This window comes from Alsobacter sp. P4_H11 (assembly GCF_056400925.1).
Genome location: NZ_JBFUKI010000003.1, coordinates 61,252 through 79,284, shown reverse-complemented (window position 1 = coordinate 79,284; position 18,033 = coordinate 61,252). Strand labels below are relative to the sequence as shown.

General features: G+C 61.0%; 15 protein-coding genes. 7 read left to right on the top strand and 8 right to left on the bottom strand.

All coding sequences use genetic code 11. From position 1 onward, the window contains the following. The first annotated feature begins 138 nt into the window (after positions 1-138). Together aspT (AC1DSZ_RS06145) and AC1DSZ_RS06140 are read left to right on the top strand one after the other, a co-directional pair. Positions 139-1,833 carry an aspartate-alanine antiporter gene (gene aspT / locus AC1DSZ_RS06145; protein ID WP_476837503.1) on the top strand — a complete coding sequence of 565 codons (1,695 nt, stop codon included), beginning with the start codon at positions 139-141 and terminating at the stop codon, positions 1,831-1,833. A 19-nt stretch (positions 1,834-1,852) separates the two neighbouring features. Beyond that, positions 1,853-2,512 (top strand): MarC family protein, encoded by a 660-nt coding sequence (locus AC1DSZ_RS06140; RefSeq protein ID WP_476837502.1) that lies wholly within the window; start codon positions 1,853-1,855, stop codon positions 2,510-2,512. Here AC1DSZ_RS06140 and AC1DSZ_RS06135 read toward each other — a convergent pair. Genes AC1DSZ_RS06135 through AC1DSZ_RS06125 form a run of 3 tightly spaced genes read right to left on the bottom strand, consistent with a single transcriptional unit; the run spans position 2,509 to position 4,154 of the window. After that, positions 2,509-3,045 carry a hypothetical protein gene (locus tag AC1DSZ_RS06135; RefSeq protein WP_476837501.1) on the bottom strand — a complete coding sequence of 179 codons (537 nt, stop codon included), beginning with the start codon at positions 3,043-3,045 and terminating at the stop codon, positions 2,509-2,511. The two genes, AC1DSZ_RS06140 and AC1DSZ_RS06135, sit on opposite strands and share 4 nt — an antisense overlap. After that, positions 2,999-3,784, bottom strand: a complete 786-nt coding sequence (gene ppk2 / locus AC1DSZ_RS06130; RefSeq protein WP_476837500.1) for a polyphosphate kinase 2 — start codon at positions 3,782-3,784, stop codon at positions 2,999-3,001. Before ppk2 ends, AC1DSZ_RS06135 begins: the two co-directional genes overlap by 47 nt. A 28-nt stretch (positions 3,785-3,812) precedes the next feature. Further along, positions 3,813-4,154 (bottom strand): hypothetical protein, encoded by a 342-nt coding sequence (locus tag AC1DSZ_RS06125; protein ID WP_476837499.1) that lies wholly within the window; start codon positions 4,152-4,154, stop codon positions 3,813-3,815. A 329-nt stretch (positions 4,155-4,483) separates the two neighbouring features. Here AC1DSZ_RS06125 and AC1DSZ_RS06120 point away from each other — a divergent pair, with 329 nt between their 5' ends. Further along, positions 4,484-4,903 (top strand): hypothetical protein, encoded by a 420-nt coding sequence (locus AC1DSZ_RS06120; RefSeq protein WP_476837498.1) that lies wholly within the window; start codon positions 4,484-4,486, stop codon positions 4,901-4,903. Positions 4,904-4,905: 2 nt separating this feature from the next. Beyond that, positions 4,906-6,141, top strand: coding sequence for an HlyD family secretion protein (locus tag AC1DSZ_RS06115; protein WP_476837497.1), 1,236 nt, complete (start codon positions 4,906-4,908; stop codon positions 6,139-6,141). Positions 6,142-6,229: 88 nt separating this feature from the next. Here the strand turns inward: AC1DSZ_RS06115 and AC1DSZ_RS06110 are convergent, their stop codons facing one another. Together AC1DSZ_RS06110 and AC1DSZ_RS06105 are read right to left on the bottom strand one after the other, a co-directional pair. Next, positions 6,230-6,631, bottom strand: a complete 402-nt coding sequence (locus tag AC1DSZ_RS06110) for a hypothetical protein (RefSeq protein WP_476837496.1) — start codon at positions 6,629-6,631, stop codon at positions 6,230-6,232. A gap of 39 nt (positions 6,632-6,670) precedes the next feature. Next, on the bottom strand, positions 6,671-6,910 hold the full coding sequence (locus AC1DSZ_RS06105; RefSeq protein WP_476837495.1) for a hypothetical protein: 240 nt from the start codon (positions 6,908-6,910) through the stop codon (positions 6,671-6,673). Positions 6,911-7,157: 247 nt separating this feature from the next. Between AC1DSZ_RS06105 and AC1DSZ_RS06100 the strand changes: the two genes are divergently transcribed. The 3 genes from AC1DSZ_RS06100 to aspD all read left to right on the top strand — a co-directional run bounded on the left by AC1DSZ_RS06100 (position 7,158) and on the right by aspD (position 13,289). Next, positions 7,158-9,830 carry a decarboxylase gene (locus AC1DSZ_RS06100; protein WP_476837494.1) on the top strand — a complete coding sequence of 891 codons (2,673 nt, stop codon included), beginning with the start codon at positions 7,158-7,160 and terminating at the stop codon, positions 9,828-9,830. 80 nt (positions 9,831-9,910) lie between these two features. After that, positions 9,911-11,602 carry an aspartate-alanine antiporter gene (aspT, locus tag AC1DSZ_RS06095; RefSeq protein WP_476837493.1) on the top strand — a complete coding sequence of 564 codons (1,692 nt, stop codon included), beginning with the start codon at positions 9,911-9,913 and terminating at the stop codon, positions 11,600-11,602. 67 nt (positions 11,603-11,669) lie between these two features. Next, positions 11,670-13,289: an aspartate 4-decarboxylase gene (gene aspD / locus AC1DSZ_RS06090; protein ID WP_476837492.1), complete on the top strand. Its 1,620-nt coding sequence runs from the start codon at positions 11,670-11,672 to the stop codon at positions 13,287-13,289. A 313-nt stretch (positions 13,290-13,602) separates the two neighbouring features. On the opposite strand, the gene AC1DSZ_RS06085 is transcribed toward aspD, so the two are convergent. From AC1DSZ_RS06085 to AC1DSZ_RS06075, 3 genes are all read right to left on the bottom strand, one after another. Next, positions 13,603-14,352, bottom strand: a complete 750-nt coding sequence (locus AC1DSZ_RS06085) for a DUF4344 domain-containing metallopeptidase (protein ID WP_476837491.1) — start codon at positions 14,350-14,352, stop codon at positions 13,603-13,605. Between the two features lie 68 nt (positions 14,353-14,420). Then, positions 14,421-15,161: a helix-turn-helix domain-containing protein gene (locus AC1DSZ_RS06080; protein ID WP_476837490.1), complete on the bottom strand. Its 741-nt coding sequence runs from the start codon at positions 15,159-15,161 to the stop codon at positions 14,421-14,423. 197 nt (positions 15,162-15,358) lie between these two features. After that, the gene (locus AC1DSZ_RS06075; protein WP_476837489.1) at positions 15,359-17,353 is read right to left on the bottom strand and encodes a mechanosensitive ion channel family protein; all 1,995 of its coding nucleotides are present in this window, start codon (positions 17,351-17,353) and stop codon (positions 15,359-15,361) included. Between the last annotated feature and the right edge of the window lie 680 nt (positions 17,354-18,033).

The following is an 18,033-nucleotide window of genomic DNA, read 5'->3' as shown; positions in this document are numbered from 1 at the left end:
TCGCCGCGCAGCGCCGGAGGGCCCACAGGAGTGGGCAGCCAAGCTACAGTAACACACTGCTATTCACGGTGCTCGCGCGCAGGGTGATGAAGGGGCCTTGGCATACCGTGGGGCCCGGACGCTTTGGAGTGCGCCGCCGTGCTCACCTGGTTCCAAGACTTCCTGGTTCGGTACCCTGAACTGACCCTCTTTTTGGTGATCGGTGCGGGCTACTGGTTCGGTGGCCTAAAGATCGCCGGATTCGGGCTGGGGCCTGTCACAGGGTCGCTTTTCGCGGGCGTTCTCGTGGGCCAATTCGCGCACGTTCCCGTATCCCCCATGACGAAATCCTTTCTGTTCCTGCTGTTCCTGTTTGGGATCGGCTACTCCGTCGGTCCGCAATTTTTACAGGCTTTGCGCCAAGACGGTTTGAAGCCGATGCTGCTTGCCGTCGTATGCGCCGTCACAGGGCTTTTGGTCGCCTTCGCGATGGCGCGCTTTTTTCATCTGGATCCCGGTTTCGCGGCAGGTCTCCTGTCCGGTGCGTTGACCGAAAGCCCCGCAATGGGGACGGCCACGGAGGCCATCAACGCATTGCCAATCCCGGAGGCCCAACGGGCCCTTTACGTGGCCCACGTCGCGGTGGCGGACGCCGTCTGCTACGTGTTCGGCACAGCGGGGCTCATTCTGTTCTGCAGCATTGTTGCGCCGACTCTGCTGGGGGTCGACTTACGCAAAGAAGCACTCTTGCTGGAGAAGTCGTTTGGGATCTCGCGTCGGGGCTCCGGCGCCGCGACCGTATGGCGTCCCTTCGAGGTCCGCGCCTATCGGGTGCCGGACGGCTCGCCGCTGGCCGGCATGACGGTGGCGTCAGCCGAATCCGGCGTGCGCGAGCACAGGCTATTTATCCAGCGCGTCCGGCGCGGTGAAAACCTGTTGGCGGCCGACCCGGGCCTCGTCCTCGAACAGGGTGACGTCTTGGCCTTGTCCGGGCGGCGGGAGACCATCGTCGAGCGGGTCGCGTCTCGCGCCGTGGAGGTGGAAGACCCCGAACTCCTCGATATCCCGGTTTCGACACTCGAGGTCTTGGTTCAACGACCGCAAGCCGGCGGCGCCAACCTGGCCGAAGTGGCCGAGGAGGACTGGAGCCGGGGCGTCTACCTGCGTGACGTTCGGCGGGGCGCGGAAGTGGTGCCTGTCGCGCCCGGCGTCGCACTTCAACGCGGCGACGTGATCCGTTTGGTCGGTCCTGAGGATGTCGTGAATGCCGTAGCATCACGTTTCGGAGTTGTGGTCGCACCTATAGCGTCGACCGACTTCATCGTTCTGGGGCTGGCGATCTTCCTGGGCGGCCTCGCCGGCGTGCTGATAACATTTCCGATCGCTGGCTTGCGGATCTCGCTCAGCACGAGCGTCGGAACGCTCTTGGCCGGTTTGATCGTCGGGCACCTGCGGACGCGCCTGCCTTTGTTTGGCCGGATCCCCGATGGCGCGGTGAACCTCATGACGTCGCTTGGGCTCGCCGCATTTGTCGGCATGACGGGCCTGCATGCCGGACCCGTTTTCTTTGACGCCGTCGCCGAGGCAGGGCTTGGCTTGCTGTTTGGCGGCATGGTGGTGACGCTTGTCCCACCCATCGTGACCCTGCTGCTCGGCCGCTTCGTGCTGCGCATGAATCTCGTGCTGGTGCTGGGGGCCATAGCAGGAGCGCAAACGATGACCGCCGCCATGGCGGCGGTGCAGGAGCGCTCGGGCAGCCCGGTCGCGGTTCTGGGCTATACTCCCGCCGTTCCGATCGGCCACATCCTTCTGACCACCTGGGGCTCCGTTATCGTGAGTCTTGTGGCGGGCTAAGTCAGCGAGGGCAGCGGCCGTGTTGAAGAATTTTCTTTTCGAACTCGGCACATTGTTTGCAATCATCAACCCTTACGGGCTCGCCTTCATTTTCCTCAACCGCACGATGAACCTCACGGACAAGCAGCGAGCCAGCGTTGCCTGGCGGGTCGCGATCAACGCCTTCCTGGTTCTGATTGTCTCGAACTTCGCCGGCTCCACGGTTCTCCGGTTCTTTGGCGTGTCGATCCCTGCGTTGCGGATCGCCGGAGGACTGGTCGTGGTCGCGGCCGGTTGGACGCTGCTCCACGAATCTCCGCAGGAAGACGAACGACGTTCGAGTTCAACCCAGTCCTTCGAAGCGATTTGCAGCCAGGCGTTTTTCCCCCTGACGGTGCCCTTGACCACAGGACCCGGTACGATCGCGACTGCCATCACGTTGGCGGCCAGCGGCTCCTCCGCCCAACACGCCATCGCGTCGCTGCTGAGTTCAGTGTTGGCGGCCGCGATCGTGTGCGCGGCAATCCTGCATGCCTACGCGAGAGTATCCCGCATGGCGCGGATTTTTGGAACTGAGGGCACGCGCGTCATCATGCGCCTTTCGGCGTTCTTGCTGTTGTGCGTCGGCGTGCAAATCATTCTGACCGGCGTGGTGGACACACTCCGACAGTTGGCGCCTCCAACGCTTGGATCAAATTAACGGCCGCTATCTGACCATTTGTCGAGATCGATTCCGACCCGCTCCAACTCCAACGAAAAGCAAAAGAGACAAAATAGGACCGCCAGCACGAGAATCATCTTGCCGGCAATCTGGCCACTCGGCGGCAGCATCTCAAGTTCGGGGATGTGCCTGTAGAAAATGCTCGAAAACAGAGCTCCGCCGAAAAAAAAGCTTATCCGGCCCAAGAAGCGGAAAAGGTGACTCAGGACGACGCTGCGCAAGGGCCATTGTATGGGTCCAATGCGACGCCGAGCCCAGTAGCAGGCCTGTTGGATCAGAGCAAAGCCGATGATCGCCAGAACGCTTGCGGCCGCCAGATCAACCGCGGTTCCCAGATGAGACACCAGATCGACAAAGATCGGAACCGCAACCGCATACAGTGCGGCGACCGCCAGGATTTGTACTCCAAGGAGCGCGCAATGCCGCCGCATGTTTCGCCGATACGCCGCGGCGAGGTCCGGGCCTTCAATAGACGCTGGGAACCCAGTTTCGGGCGAACTGCGGTTCCACATAAGACGGATCCTTGCGACGCTTCGGCAGCTTCACGGGCGATTGGGGGACTGCCTCATAGGGGATCTGGTCGAGAATGTGCCGTATTACGTTGAGTCGCATCCGCTTCTTGTCGTCGGAGCGCACCGCGAACCAGGGCGCGTGAGCTGTGTCGGTTTTCAGAAACATGTCGTCGCGGGCTCGTGAGTAGTCGTACCAACGACTGTATGACTCGAGGTCCATGGGCGACAGCTTCCAAATCTTGCGGGGGTCGTGGATGCGCTCCTTCATGCGGGTTGTCTGCGCCTCCTGGCTAACGTCAAGCCAGTATTTCAGCAATATGATTCCGGACTCGACGATCGCGCGCTCGACCATTGGAACGACATTCAGGAATTTATCGACGTCTGCTTGAGTGCAGAACCCCATCACCCGCTCGACGCCCGCGCGATTATACCAAGACCGGTCGAAAATCACGATTTCGCCCGCCGCGGGCAGATGCGGCAGATAGCGTTGCACATACATCTGCGATTGTTCCCGCTCGCTGGGCGCCGGTAACGCGATCACGCGGAAGTTGCGAGGGCTGACACGCTCGATCACGGCTTTGATCACGCCACCCTTGCCGGCGCCGTCGCGGCCTTCGAACAAAATGCAGATCTTGGCGCCGGTGGCCTTCGCCCAGAACTGGAGCGTCACGAGTTCCTCGTGCAACTCGGCGAGCTTCTTGCGGTAGGTTTTTCCACTGATGGAGGAGTCCTGTTTCATGGCGACCTCCGTGTGCCTGACCCTCGCCTTAGCGCTTGAGAGAGACTTGCAAGCCGCTGAGGTCGAGTGAGAACATCAGCCCTGCTTGGCGACCCCGCACCTCCAGGACGACGCCCCTGGAATTCTTCAGCTTGGCGATCTTTCCTCCGCCGGCGACCGCCGCGCCGACTTCGGCCGCGGTGTAGACGCCCTCGATATCGCCGGGATGCGCCAGATTGCGGGCCTGACCCACGAGTTCGGCCTTTGAAGCCCCGATGGTGGCTCCCAAGCTGACACCACCGATCTTGAGTGGGTAGCTGTGGCCCGCGAACTGCAGCACCCCGGAACCGCCCGACACGCCAACGACGAACCCGGCCTTGTAGATTTGCATGCGAACCGCGCCAGATCGCGCATGGGCTGGCGCCAGCCCCACAATCAGGGCGAACATGGCGAGTAGGCCTAAAACTGAAGCTCGGCTTTTCATGCGACGTCTCCATCGTCCAGCGCGATCAGGCTCCTGACGATCAGTCGCATGAGCCGCCGACTGGCGGGAGCATCAAGCGAGCGCCCTCAGCCGTTCAGGGGATCGACGCTCCTTCGGGCAGCAATTCCAAGTAATTTACTGTAAAAAACCTCCGCCGCGACAGTCTGGATGCTAGCACGACTCATCCGCGCATTCGGCCGTTCGCAGGTCGCACGCCCCCAATTGTGAGGTGCTAAGTGTCCGCCGAAACCAACGCCTTGGCTCCTCATCACCTGCCCATTTTCGTCACCGAACCGGGCAAGGTCGATGTACTGATGGTCGGGAGCGGGGTCTTTCTTCTCCTGGCAATTTTGGGTGTTGGCCTCTTGTTCTTGCGCATCCACACGCTGCCGGAGCGCATGGCCCATAAGTCGCAAAAGCTGCAATTCGAGATCGTGGCGGTTCTGGGTCTCCTGGCCCTGTTCTCGCACCAACACATCTTCTGGGTCGCCGGCCTCCTGCTTGCGCTCATCGATCTGCCAGACTGGGGCTCCCCGCTGCGCCGGGTCGCCGGGTCATTGGAGACCATGGCGGGGCTGCCGCCGGGGGGAGGCGCCGATGCCGCGGATGCAGTTGAAGAGGCAAAATTGCATGCCCAGATCCGAGAGGAGCATTGATCATGCTTGAGCTGTTTCTCTGCTCTCTTCTGACGATATTTCCCGATTACCTGTACCGCAGATATGCGCAGAACAAGCGATTGGGGAAAGAGATCAATCTGTTTTCGGTCTGGTTTGAGCTCCGGTGGGGTATCGTCGGTTGCCTGATGCTGACGGTCGCGTTGATCGGGACGATCTTCTACTTTCATCCAGCCACATCCAGTGTCACGGCCTACTTCCGAACGGTGCCCATCGTCCCCGAAACCAATGGCCGCGTGGCAGAAATCTTCATCAGGGGCAGCGAGGAGATCAAGAGGAACTCGCCGATCTTCCGGCTCGACGATACGCGCCAGAAAGCCGAGACTGAGACCGCGCGTCGGAAAGTCGCCGAGATCGAGGCGCAGTTCGTCATGGCGCAGGCGGATCTCGCGGCAAGCGAGGGACAAATCGCACAGGCGCAAGGCGCCTATGACCAGGCTTTCGACGATCTCACCACCAAACAGGAGCTGAACCGCCGCAATCCCGACATCGTCGCCCGGCGCGAGATCGAGAAGCTTCAGACCCTTGTTGAGACAAGGCAAGGCGGAATCGACGCCGCAAAGGCCAGCAAACAAGCGGTCGAGATCCGTGTCTCAACGCTGCTTCCGGCCCAGAAGGCCAGCGCCGAGGCCACCCTCAACCAGGCGCAGGTCGAACTTGACAAGACAGTGGTCCGCGCCGGCGTGGACGGCCGTGTGGAACAATTTGCGCTTCAGGTGGGCGATATCGTCAATCCGCTCTTGCGCCCGGCCGGCGTGCTTATTCCGCAGGCGTCGGGACGGGAATCGCTCTTCGCCGGCTTCGGCCAGATCGAAGCGCAGGTGATGCGCCCAGGGATGGTGGCGGAAGTAACCTGCGTGTCCAAGCCTTGGAAAGTGATCCCCATGGTGGTGGCGGACGTGCAGGATTATATCGCCACGGGTCAGTTTCGGGGCGGCGAGCTCCTTGTCGAAGCACAGAACGCCGCCAAACCGGGGACCATCCTGGTGCGGCTCGAGCCACTCTACGAGAACGGCCTGGACGGCGTTAAGCCTGGAAGCAGTTGCTTGGCGAACGCTTACACGAGCAACCACGACGAGATCGATCGGCCGGATGTGGGTTCAGGGCGGAAATTCGCCCTGCACGCAGTGGACGCGGTCGCTCTGGTGCATGCGCTCCTGCTCCGCATTCAGGCTCTCGTGCTTCCCATCCAAACCCTGATCTTCAGCGGCGGACATTGAGGCGAGCCAGAGCTCGGAGCAAGGTTTGATCATGCTGACGCACCGCGCGGCCGATCCCGGGCGGTGCGTCAGCAGAACGGCTCTGGTATCAGAAGCTGCAGCGCTGATAGGTGTCGCCGCTCGTTTCGCTCGGGCCAGATAGCCGCGCGAGGGACCCATTGTCCTGTCGGCGGAAATAGGCCTTCAGGCCGTGGGAGGACATCGCATTCGTGCAATTGAGGTTCAGCGTCACCACGCCGTTCTGGCTTGCAGACCGGCCGATCCGACACGTGGCCATGGGCGTGCTCACGGTTGAGGCGCGGATCAGGATGGCGGAGCTGAACGCGTTACGGGGCTCCTTGAAATTGGTTTTGCCATTGCGCGTAACGAACATCTCTTCGCAGCTTTGCCCGGGCCCCACATAGGCGCCGGACAAGCTTGCGGCGTTCTGCGCCAAGGCTGCCACGGACAATGTAGCGCCGCAGCCCAGAACTCCGATCGCGATCAGCATCCTCATCGCTTCCTCCTTGGTGACGAATGGCGCGCACCCTCAATCCAGCCGAGATCTTTTGAGATACTGCCGGAGTTCTCCGACCAGTTCTGCGATCAGCTGGTCGCAATCAGGCATCGGCTGGCAGCTTTGCTGACCATTGGGAAGCATCTCGCGGAATTCGATGAGTTCCTGGAGGTCGTCGCAAAGCGCACGAAAGTGTGCGTTGCTTTCGTACAATATCTCGGCCTTCTGCTCCTCGCCGAACGCGGCGGCGATGGCGATGATCCTTTTGCTCAAAGGTCGCATCGGCGGCTCAAGCAGCAGGTTTATTGAACCTCATCAGAGTACGATGATCCGGCCGATATGCGCGTAAGTTACTGTAATCGAGCTGCCGGATAGGCGGAACGTCGCCTGGGCTGCGTCGACGCGGATCAATGCCCGCCCGGAGTACAGTAACTTACTTATCCGTTCCGGACCGTCCGGCGACGCTTTCCTTTCTCGAAGGCGATCCGGTTGAGGTCGCCGCCCATCTCAGGAGGCGATCATGGCGACGTCGGCGCACCGCATCGACCAATTCTTCGTGCTGCACGCGTCCCGCAATGATCGTTGGCAGACCGTGGCCGAGCACGCCCGGGAGTGGCGCTCTGGAGGTGAGCGGCCAAGCGAGCTGGGAAGCTCGCTGGAAGAACTCGCGGCTGTTGAGCAATTTTTCGCTATCCCGGGAAGCCCTACGGTTGAGCGCCTACAAGGCCTGGTCGGATCGGGAGAAGCCCAGGAAGCGGCGCGATTGGCCCAGCATATCTCGGAAGTGCTCACGCTTGGCCGCGGGTCCGAGCTCGCCGAGGAATGGGAGTCCGACGAGGACGCGGTTGCGGCCGATATCGTGCCCAGCGTCGTATCGCCGGGGGAGAGCAAGCGTCCCTACTTCGAGGTCCTTTACGTCACGGCCCAAGAAGAGCCCCGCTGGAAGGCGCTGCGAAGCCAGGTGCGTCGTTTGCGCCGGCGTGAGGACCAGTTCGTCTACGAGCCGGTGTTCGTGGGTTCCATGGAGGATGCGATCTGCGCCGCTGTGCTGAACCCGCGGCTGGCCGCGGTCGTGGTGGCGGAAAGGATCCCGCAGCATTCCCGGAACGACGCCCCGGTCATCCGTGAACTGCTCGACCAGGTGGCCGAGGCGAAGCTGAACAGCCATTCAGGGCTGGAACTCGCTCGGGCCTTGAAGCGCATTCGTCCCGAACTCGATCTCTACATGTTGTCGGGGCACAATGTGGAGGCGATAGCAGGTGATCCGCAGGCGGATGTTCTGCGTCGGGTTTTCCATTCTGTGGAAGAGCCGATCGAGTTGCACCTTTCCATCCTGGAAGGCGTGGCCGCGCGTTACGAGACGCCCTTCTTCGACAATCTGAAAAAATACGCCCAGCGCCCGATCGCGACGTTCCATGCCTTGCCAATCGCCCGCGGCAAGTCGGTGTTCCAGTCGGACTGGATCCGAGACATGGGCGAATTCTATGGGATGAACCTGTTCCTGGCCGAGAGCAGCGCGACCACGGGCGGCCTCGACAGCCTGCTGGAGCCGACGGGCACGATCAAAAAAGCCCAGGAGATGGCGGCCCGAGCCTTTGGGGCCGATCATGTCTTCTTCGTCACGAACGGCACTTCGACAAGCAACAAGATGGTCGTACAGGCCCTCGTTCGACCGGGGGACGTCGTCCTCGTCGATCGAAACTGCCACAAGTCGCACCACTATGGCCTGGTGCTTTGCGGTGGCCAGCCGGCCTATGTCGAGGCGTTCCCGCTCACGCAGTACTCGATGTACGGGGCGGTGCCCCTGGAGACGATCAAGAAGACGTTGCTGGATTTCCGTGACGAGGGGCGTCTGGACCGCGTCCGCATGCTCGACCTGACCAACTGCACATTTGACGGCCATATGTACAACACGCGGCGGGTCATGGCGGAGTGCCTCGCCATCAAGCCCGACCTGATCTTCCTGTGGGACGAGGCGTGGTCCGGCTTTGCCCACTGGTCGCCGTTCCTGCGTCCACGAACAGCCATGGGCGCAGCGGCGGACCTGAAGGAGTACCTGGCGAGTCCGGAAGCGGCTCAAGCCTATGAGGCGCAGCAGCAATCGCTCGGCCCATCCCCGTCGCGCGATGCGCTCATGAGCGCGCGCTTGACGCCCGACCCGCGCAAGGTCCGGCTGCGGGTTTACCAGACGAATTCGACACATAAGTCGATGTCCGCCATCCGGCAGGGCTCGATGGTGCTCGTCCACGACGTCGACTTCCCGCATGTGCAGAGCCAGTTCCGGGAGGCCGTCTTCACCCACGCATCCACGAGCCCGAACCAGCAACTCATCGCGGGACTGGAAGTGGCGCGCCGGCAGATGGAGCTCGAAGGCTACGGCCTGGTGATGAACGCCATCACGATCGCGCTGAAGATCCGGCAAGAGATCAATCGGCATCCGCTCATATCGAAATACTTCCGGGTGCTCGGCGCCGACGCGATGATCCCGGAACAGTTCCGTAACTCCGGCTTCGTCGACTACCTGTCGCCTGGGGTGAATTGGGGTACGGTGTTGAAGGCCGTCAACGAGGACGAGTTCTTCCTCGATCCCACCCGCTTGACGATGGTCTGCGGCACGGCTGGCTTTGATGGCACCAGCTTCAAAGGTTTGCTGGCGAACCGATTCAGCATCCAGGTCAACAAGACCTCTCGGAATTCGGTGCTGCTTCAGTCGAACATCAACAACAGCCGGAGCGACGTCGCACTGTTGCTGCGGGTGCTCGTCCAGATCTGCCGCGAACTCGAGGAGAGCGGCGGACCCTCGACGGCCGGGTTCAAGCAGAAAGTCCACAACCTCATGACAGAGGTGCCGGAGCTGCCGAACTTCAGCCGTTTCCACGACGTCTTCCGTAAGGACGGCGGCCCGTCCACGACGGAAGGCGATATGCGTACAGCGTTTTTCGCCGCTTATAGCGAAGAAAACTGCGAGTACGTGCCACTGCGAAGCGCCGAAATCGACAAGCGGCTGGAGAACGGGCCCGACCTGGTCTCAGCGAATTTCGTGATCCCGTATCCGCCGGGGTTCCCGATCATGGTGCCCGGCCAGGTCCTCACGAAAGATGCGATCACCTTCATGCGCAAGCTCGACGTGAAGGAAATCCACGGCTTCGAGGCCGAGAAGGGGCTCAAATTGCTCAGGCCCGACAGGCTCTGAGCGAAGCCGGCTCGGAAGCATTCCGACGCGGCCTCGATGAACGTTCGCTCAAGTAAGCTCTACACCGATCGGGTGATATTATGACGGACTGGTTCGTTCAGACACTGCGAAGCTATCCGGAAGTGGCGATATTCTTGTCTCTGGCTTTCGGATATTACTTCGGATCGTTTACATACAAAGGCCTGGGCCTGGGCGCCGTCACGGCGACGCTCATCGCGGCCGTGATTATCGGCCAACTCGACATCAAGATCACCGGTCCGCTCAAGCCGACTTTTTTCCTGATGTTCCTGTTCGCCATTGGTTACGGAGTAGGACCGCAATTCGTCCGCGGAATCGCAAAGGACGGAGTTCCGCAAGCGCTTTTCGCGGCGGTCGTCTGCGTGTTCTGCCTGTTATCCGCATATCTCGGCGCGAAGATCGCCGGATACGACATCGGGTCGGCCGCCGGACTCTATGCCGGGTCGCAAACAATTTCGGCGTCGATGGGCCTGGCGACCGACGCGATCAACCGCCTCGGACTGTCGCCAGAAGAAAGCAAAAAGCTTCTCGATGCGATGCCGGTCGCCTACGCGGTGACCTATCTCTTCGGCACGGTTGGTTCGGCGATCGTACTGGCGTTGCTTGGTCCGACGCTCCTCGGGATCGATCTGGAGGCCGCCTGCAAGCGCTACGAAGAGGAGCACGGGGCCAAGAAGGTGCTCGGCGGCGCTGGCACGGCCTGGCACCAGTTCGAGCTCCGCGCATTCCGGGTGCGGGAGGATGGGCCGGTTGTCGGCAAGACTGCGATCGAGGTTGAATCGCTCCTTCCCGACCAGCGTGTCTTCGTTCAACGGATACGGCGCGACAACGAGATCATGGACGCAACCGCCGAAACCGTCATTCAGGCCGGCGACGTCGTGGCTCTGGCCGGTCGGCGCGACGTGTTGGTCGGGCTGGTGGGCGCGGGCGCTCAGGAAGTCGATGATCGCGAGCTGCTGGCGGTGCCAGCCGAAGGCGTCGACGTCTACGTCACGAGCAAATTCGCTGATGGAAAAACACTGGCCGAGATCGCGAGGTCCCCGGGATCTCGCGGCGTCTTTCTGCGGAAGATCACTCGCGGGGCCGTGGCCGTCGATATCCCGATCTTGCCGGACACGAAACTGAACCGCGGAGACATCGTCACGATCGTGGGACGGTCCCAGGACGTTGCGGCGGCGACGAAGTTGCTTGGCGTGCCGGACCGCGTCACCGACGTGGCTGATGTTGCTTTCCTCGGCGCAGCGATCGCCGTGGGCGCCTTGGTCGGCGCAATCGTCTACAAGGTCGGCAGCGTGCCCCTCACGCTTTCCACATCCGGTGGGGCGCTGATCTCAGGCTTGTTCTTTGGATGGTTGCGCTCTGTTCGCCCGACATTCGGGAGGATTCCATCCTCGACGGTCTGGTTCATGAATTCGGTGGGCCTGAATATCTTCATCGCCGTCGTGGGTATCGCGTCGGGACCAGGCTTCGTCGCCGGATTGAAGCAGCTCGGCTTCAGCCTGTTCTTCTGGGGAATGGCGGTGACGACCGTACCCCTGATCCTCGCGATGTATGTCGGGAAGTATGTGTTCCGCTTCCATGACGCGATCGTGCTCGGGTGCTGCTCCGGCGCGCGCACGACGACTGCGTCGCTAGGGATGATCAACGACCGGGCAAAGAGCCAGATCCCTGGCCTTGGCTACACGGTCACCTACGCGGTCGGAAATACGCTGCTGACGATCTGGGGAATGGTTCTCGTCATGCTGATGACCTGACCGCTCCATCAATGGCCTGCATCGATCCAATGCTCAAAACCTGATTCATCAGCATTAGGAGTAAGTCATGGCTGACCTTCTCACGTTGAAAAAATTCGAAGCGCTTAGCCCATTCGAAATCAAGGATGAGCTCATTGAACTCGCGAAGAAGACTTCGCGGACCACACAGTCCGCATTCCTGAACGCGGGCCGCGGTAATCCGAACTGGGTGGCCACCAAGCCGCGCGAAGGCTTTTTCCTGCTCGGCCAGTTCGCCCTTACGGAGAGCACGCGCGTCATGACGCATCCCGCCGGCATCGGCGGAATGCCACAGCCGGTTGGGATCGCGAACCGCTTCGAGGGGTGGCTCGCCGAACATGCGAGCATGCCCGGAGCAGAGTTCCTTTCGGAGATGGTCGCGTTCGCGGTCAAGACCTTCGGCTTCGACCGTGACGCCTTTGTGCACGAGCTCGTGGACTCGATCATCGGAGACAACTATCCTGTTCCCGATCGTATGCTCGTTCACAACGAGCGGATCGTCCATGAATACCTTCAATGGGCGATGTGCGGGAAGCCGCAGCCAGCGGGCAAGTTCGACCTCTACGCGGTCGAAGGCGGAACCGCCGCAATGTGCTACATCTTCAAGTCGTTGAAAGCCAATCGCCTCCTGCTCCCGGGCGATACCATCGCGCTCGGAACTCCGATCTTCACGCCCTACATCGAGATGACGCACCTAGAGGACTACGACCTGAAGGTGGTTCAAATCGCGGCGCCTCAGGAGAACCGTTTCCAGTACACCGACGAAGAGATCGCCAAACTCGAGGACAAGAACATCAAGGCGTTTTTCGTTGTCAATCCTGGGAATCCCACCGGCATGGGGATGGACAAGGAAACGATCGCGAAGATCGCCAAATTGGTGCGGACCAAGCGCCCTGACTTGATGGTGCTGACGGACGACGTGTACGGAACCTTTGTCGAGGACTTCCGCTCTTTGCTAGGAGAACTTCCCCAGAATACGATCGGTGTGTATTCCTACTCGAAGTATTTTGGTTGCACGGGGTGGCGGCTCGGGGTCATCGCGGTCCACGAGGACAACATCTACGATCGAATGCTTGCCGAGCTTCCGGACGCCGAGCTGAGCGCTCTCGACAAGCGGTACAGCCCCTTGGTGCTCGAGCCGCGCAAGCTCAAGTTCATCGATCGCATCGTTGCGGATAGTCGCGACGTCGCCCTCAATCATACAGCAGGACTATCGCTGCCCCAGCAGGTCATGATGAGCCTGTTCTCTTTGGCCGAGCTGATGGATGGAGAGAAGACCTATCAGAAGGCCTGCATGGACATCGTGAACAAGCGGATGAATGCGCTTCTAGGAGGTCTTGATCTGCAACTCGCCCCGAACGCGAATTACGATGCCTATTACGGCCTGGTCGATTTCGAATTTTGGGCGCGGAAAAATATCGGCGACAAGGCCGTCGAATATCTCAAGGCCAATGTCCATCCACTCGACCTCGCATTCCGCTTGGCGGAGGCGCACGGCATCGTGCTTCTGAACGGGGGAGGGTTCTCGGCTCCCAACTGGTCGGTCCGGGTGTCCTTGGCCAACCTGCCCGACGAGGCCTATGAGGATATCGGTCGCGGCGTGCGGGCCATTGCGCGAGGGTACCGGGACGCCTATGAGGCGGCGCGATCCGCCACGATGGCCCGGTAGCTCGTCGCACGGTCGAGCGGCGACCCGCCGCGGCGTCGACGGACCAGGTCGTCTGGTTCGGAGTGTCTGGCGAGTCGCTGAAACCGTGGGCGTTGCGTCACCCCAAGGGACGCGACAAAGCTGGAACTCGCGCCGTCCCCCGGCCTCGTTACGGCCCGGGGGGAGCGGGTCCGACGCCAATCAGCCCATGCCAGCTCCGGAACTTTTAGCTCCGTTGCACTCGTTTGTTACAGCTGTGGCGAGGGAGCCGGGTGGACGGTTTTGAACAGCAGCGGCCGGCGCACGAGTTGCTGGTTCTGCATGTGGCCGCGCGTCATCGGGAGGACTTCGAAGGGCGCTTGGCGATCAGCCGTTTGTAGGCGTAGGCAACTTGCTTGTACTCGTCCGGACACGCCTCGGCTCGTTGCGCTGGCAGATAGCCCTTCTCGACCAGGTCGCCATAGCGTTTCCGGTCAAAGCCATAGGCGAGACATAAGAGATTGTAGAGCCGCTGCGCAGGCAGTCCGTGCTCGTCCGCGAAGTCCTTAAGCTTCGGCGCAGCCTCGTTGGCTTCTTTCGCATACATGACGCTGATACTCGCGATGGCGCGCCTTGCAACGTCGCCCTCGAGGCGCAGCAAAGCAAAGGCGGCGAGCTGGTCCGCAGCGTCTTCCTCGCGTCCCAGTATCGGGACCTTCTGCATGTCAAACACCGCATGTGCGAGTTCGTGCAACGTGACTTCCAGGAACGGTCCCGCCGGATAATTTTCTGGGGTCAGCCCCTCTCGTACGCCGGCCGGCGATATCGTTTGGCTGAGCTCCTGGATATAGGCGACATACTCGTAGCAGATGGTGATCGTCGACGTATCCGGATCGTACCAGGCGTTGATTTCGCCGTCGCAGCCCTTCGCCTGAATGGTCAGAGGCCGCGGCAGGCGCACGCGCACCCTGGACGCGATCCGCTCCAAGGGGCGCTCGGCCCGCAACTTATCGTAGAGAGCCTGGTGCTGGACATTCTTTGGTTTGACGTAGGAGGGACGGATATCGCCTGCCAGCCCGTCTAAGGGCCACGACAGAATGGACAATGCCAATGGAAGTCCGAGCCATCGCGCTATCATTGTGTCCTCAATCAATTGAACCGATTCAGGGCGACCTAGCGCCGCCCTATACGGCGAACCTGCGCCTCAGATGTGCTCGGAACCTCGGGGTAGAGTTGGGGCGCGACCTGGATCCAATCCTTGGTCTCCTGGCGCGCCAGCCTCCTGACCGCGCGAGTATCCCGCAAACGAACTTGATGCGGGCCGCGGGTCACGATCAGTCCTTCCTTTCTGAACTTCGTGATCGTTCGACATACTGTCTCCATGGTCAGCCCGAGGTGATCGGCGATGTCGATCCGCGACATGACGACAGCAAATTCAGCAAGGCCGAGCAGTGCGCCAGGCGTCCTATGGGCGACTGACAGCAGGAAATTCGCGATGCGGAAATCCGCACTGGCTTTTGAAAGCAGGTGAGCATGACTGCGGACCTGCCGCACTTCCTCGCGCAGCATGTCTATCAGCGCGCCGGCGATCGTCGGCTCCTGTTCGGCCCACCAGATCAGCAGGGTGCGCGGGATGCGTCTAAATCGAACCGCGGTTACGGCTTCGAAGGTAAAAGGATAGCAGTCCGAGAAGCTTAAGCTGACAACATCGCCCGGAAACACGAAGGCCAATACTTCCCTATCCCCTTCAGGGAAGACTCTGATCGAGCGGCCCACGCCTCCAACAATCTGGAGCACGAACTCGGCTGCGTCATCCTCCCAAAAAACGCCTTGCTCCCGAGCGATCTTTTCGCAAGGACGCGACATGAAAAGGTCTGTCAGCGTTAACGGTTGAGCCTGCGTGTGGGTGTGCATGTCTCACTCCGATAGGAATGAGCATTGAGCCGCAGTGTCGCTTGCTGGCGAAGTTCTTTACAGTAATTTACGGCCTGAGACACGATTCCGGTCTCGTTCGCGCCTTACACCGCAACAAACGCCACGGTCCGACCCGGCTGAGCGACTGCGGTCGCCTTCAGGAATGTCCCCGGGGCGCCGGTTGCTGGCGGTAAAATTTAGCGGGCGTCGATGTCAACGGCGCGAGCCTCCGGTCCGGAAGGCCGCTGCAAGGCGCTCTGGACGGCGGCGCCGGCGGTGATCTGGTCGAGGGCCGCCCCATGCGTCTGGACGGACACGAGCGAACTGGCGAACTCGACGCCGGCTTCTCGGCACACGCGTATCAAGCGCTTCACCGCTTCGCGCTGAATGTATGAAGGCTTGCCCGGCCTCACGGTGAATTTGAAGCGTACAACAAGCGCGTTTTCGGCGACGTCGACGATGCCCTGCATCTTCAAGGGCGCGAGGAATTCGTCCTTGAGTTGGGGATCGTCGAGCATCTCTTGTCCAAGCTTTTTGACGGCTTTGCGCAGCTTTTCGACTTCGGTCTCCCTTGTGAACCGCAGATTGAATTTCACAGTGGTCCAGTCGCGGCTGAAATTGGTGATCTGCCCCAACTGCCCGAACGGGATCGTATGGACCTGGCCATTCTGGTGGCGCAGCCGGATCGAGCGCAGCGTGAAACCCTCGACGGTGCCCTTGGCCTTGCCGCAGTCGATGTACTCTCCAACCCTGAACGCGTCGTCCGCCAAATAGAAAATTCCCGACACGACGTCGCGTACCAGCGTCTGGCTGCCGAATGACAAAGCTAGACCAAAAATTGACGCGCCGGCGATGAGCGGGGCGGTGTTGACCCCATGTTCGGAAAGCAAGACCAAAGTGGCTATGACAACGACGAACACCACCAGTGTGGTTCTTAGCACCGGCATGAGCGTGACGAGCCGGGAAGCCGGGGCGCCGTGCTGATCCTCGTCGGACAACATGCCAGCAGACCGTCCAGCCTCTGGCAAGCGGGTGAAAAATCGCACCAGCTCCAAAGTCACGTATGCGAGGAACAGAATAACGCCTGTCACGGTGGATGAGCGGGCCAACGCCTGCCAGTTTGCCGCGTCGACCGTTCCGAAGACGTCAACGATCCAGGCCCTTGCAATGAGCAGCCCCAGTATGATGAGAAAACCGGCGCTGGCGCAGCGGGCAACGAGGCCGAACAGCGACGCCGCACGGCTGCTCAATCCCATATGGTCGGCGAGCCTGTCCTGTGCGGCCCGGAGCAACGTGCGTAGGAAGATTGACGCCATCACGGCATTCAGCGTGAAAAGCGTCGCATCCGGAACCGCGGCGCTGCCTGTTCCCGCAGCAACCACCTGGGCGGCGACCAAGGCGCCGAACAAAGGCACGGCCACGGCCAACCAGTATTTGCCCAATTTATTTTCCCCGCCGCCCCTTCCGAGCAGCGTCGTGAACCAACCCGCGAGCGCGTCGCGGGACGCGAAACAGGCCCAGACGAAGATGGCGAACAGGACGAGGTGAGCGGCTATCCTCCCGGCAGCCAAAGCTTCGGGAGGAGCGTGCAGAACCGCCGCGACGCGCAAGACCATCCGCCCACACAAAATCAAGATCACCAACAACGAAACCCGACGGTAAACTGAAACAGCGTCGACGCTGGGCATGTGGGCGAGACGTGCGCTTGGAGCATCGGGACGAAGCACGATCCGCACGCCAAACATGTACAGTCGCCAAGTGAAGACCGTATTGAGCAGCGCATTTCCCAGCCGCGGCTGGTTGTCGAAGCCGCTGAACCACAGGCCTGACACGAGGTTGACGACGAGCCAGATCGCCAGGAGACCGAGCATGTCCAGAAAGGCGAGCCCCACCAGATGAGACAGCGGCCCTATGCTATCGGGGCGATCCGAGGATGTGAGCCGCCGCTTGATCGGAGTCAGCACCGCCGCGGCAGCCTGCTCGACGAGCAGCATCAAGGCGATCACGGCCGTAAGCAGCGCGAAATAGGCGCCTGGCCCCCTGCCACCCTGGCCCGATTGGTCCAGCGCCGATGGAGTCTTCTGTAAGGTGTTCCAAAGGGCGGGAAACGAACGCGCCACCACACCTATGCGATCGAGGAACTCGCCAAAAGCGGCCGCCCACGCGGCGCTCTCGTCGACATCATCGGTCACAGGCGGCGGAGCTGGGGCGCCTGGCGATTTTCGGCCAGACTTCTCCTGTTCTCGTATCCTATCGACGACTGCGCGGCTGATTGCGTCGACGAATTTGTCATATTGATCTTGCGTGAAGCCTGGTGGCGGGCCCGGAGCAGGCTGTTGAGCGCTTACGCCAATCGCGAAGAGGATGCCCGAGCACACCAGCAACACCCGTGCAAGTCTCACGATGTCCCCCAGTCGATCTGGCCGCGAGCGCTGCCTAGCTATCCACCGCAATGCTTGTAGATCTGTAATCGAAGCAATGATCCTGAAATCTATGCTGCGAACTCTTGGATCATCACGGTGGCGGAATACGACTACCTCACCCGACAGCTTGCCATCGCTTCAGTTATGACCGCCATCGGTGAGTAAAGCCCGAAATAGATGGCAAGACCAAGTTCCCGTGACGTGTCTGAAAGGAAAAGTGACATACTGTATTTCAAGCCGTAGCTTACATGAACTCATGCGGAATGCCAGATCCCCGATGGAATGTCGATTAGGTCCAGCAATCAGGGCCGGCCTGGCCGCCGGTGAGCGCGCAGCTGCCTCATGCACCACGAACATTGGCCGCTCTCAAGCATTGGCGTGGTGTTCCGGCAACCAACTGCTAGACCTGGCGCCATCTTCCAGAATGCGGGCTGAGCCCTACCGTTTGG

Bases quoted from the DNA above. Each gene is read 5' to 3' on its own strand.
- AC1DSZ_RS06135 (WP_476837501.1), bottom strand. From the start codon at position 3,045: ATGTGGAACCGCAGTTCGCCCGAAACTGGGTTCCCAGCGTCTATTGAA.
- ppk2 (WP_476837500.1), bottom strand. From the start codon at position 3,784: ATGAAACAGGACTCCTCCATCAGTGGAAAAACCTACCGCAAGAAGCTC.
- AC1DSZ_RS06125 (WP_476837499.1), bottom strand. From the start codon at position 4,154: ATGCAAATCTACAAGGCCGGGTTCGTCGTTGGCGTGTCGGGCGGTTCC.
- AC1DSZ_RS06115 (WP_476837497.1), top strand. From the start codon at position 4,906: ATGCTTGAGCTGTTTCTCTGCTCTCTTCTGACGATATTTCCCGATTAC.
- AC1DSZ_RS06110 (WP_476837496.1), bottom strand. From the start codon at position 6,631: ATGCTGATCGCGATCGGAGTTCTGGGCTGCGGCGCTACATTGTCCGTG.
- AC1DSZ_RS06100 (WP_476837494.1), top strand. From the start codon at position 7,158: ATGGCGACGTCGGCGCACCGCATCGACCAATTCTTCGTGCTGCACGCG.
- aspT (WP_476837493.1), top strand. From the start codon at position 9,911: ATGACGGACTGGTTCGTTCAGACACTGCGAAGCTATCCGGAAGTGGCG.
- aspD (WP_476837492.1), top strand. From the start codon at position 11,670: ATGGCTGACCTTCTCACGTTGAAAAAATTCGAAGCGCTTAGCCCATTC.
- AC1DSZ_RS06080 (WP_476837490.1), bottom strand. From the start codon at position 15,161: ATGCACACCCACACGCAGGCTCAACCGTTAACGCTGACAGACCTTTTC.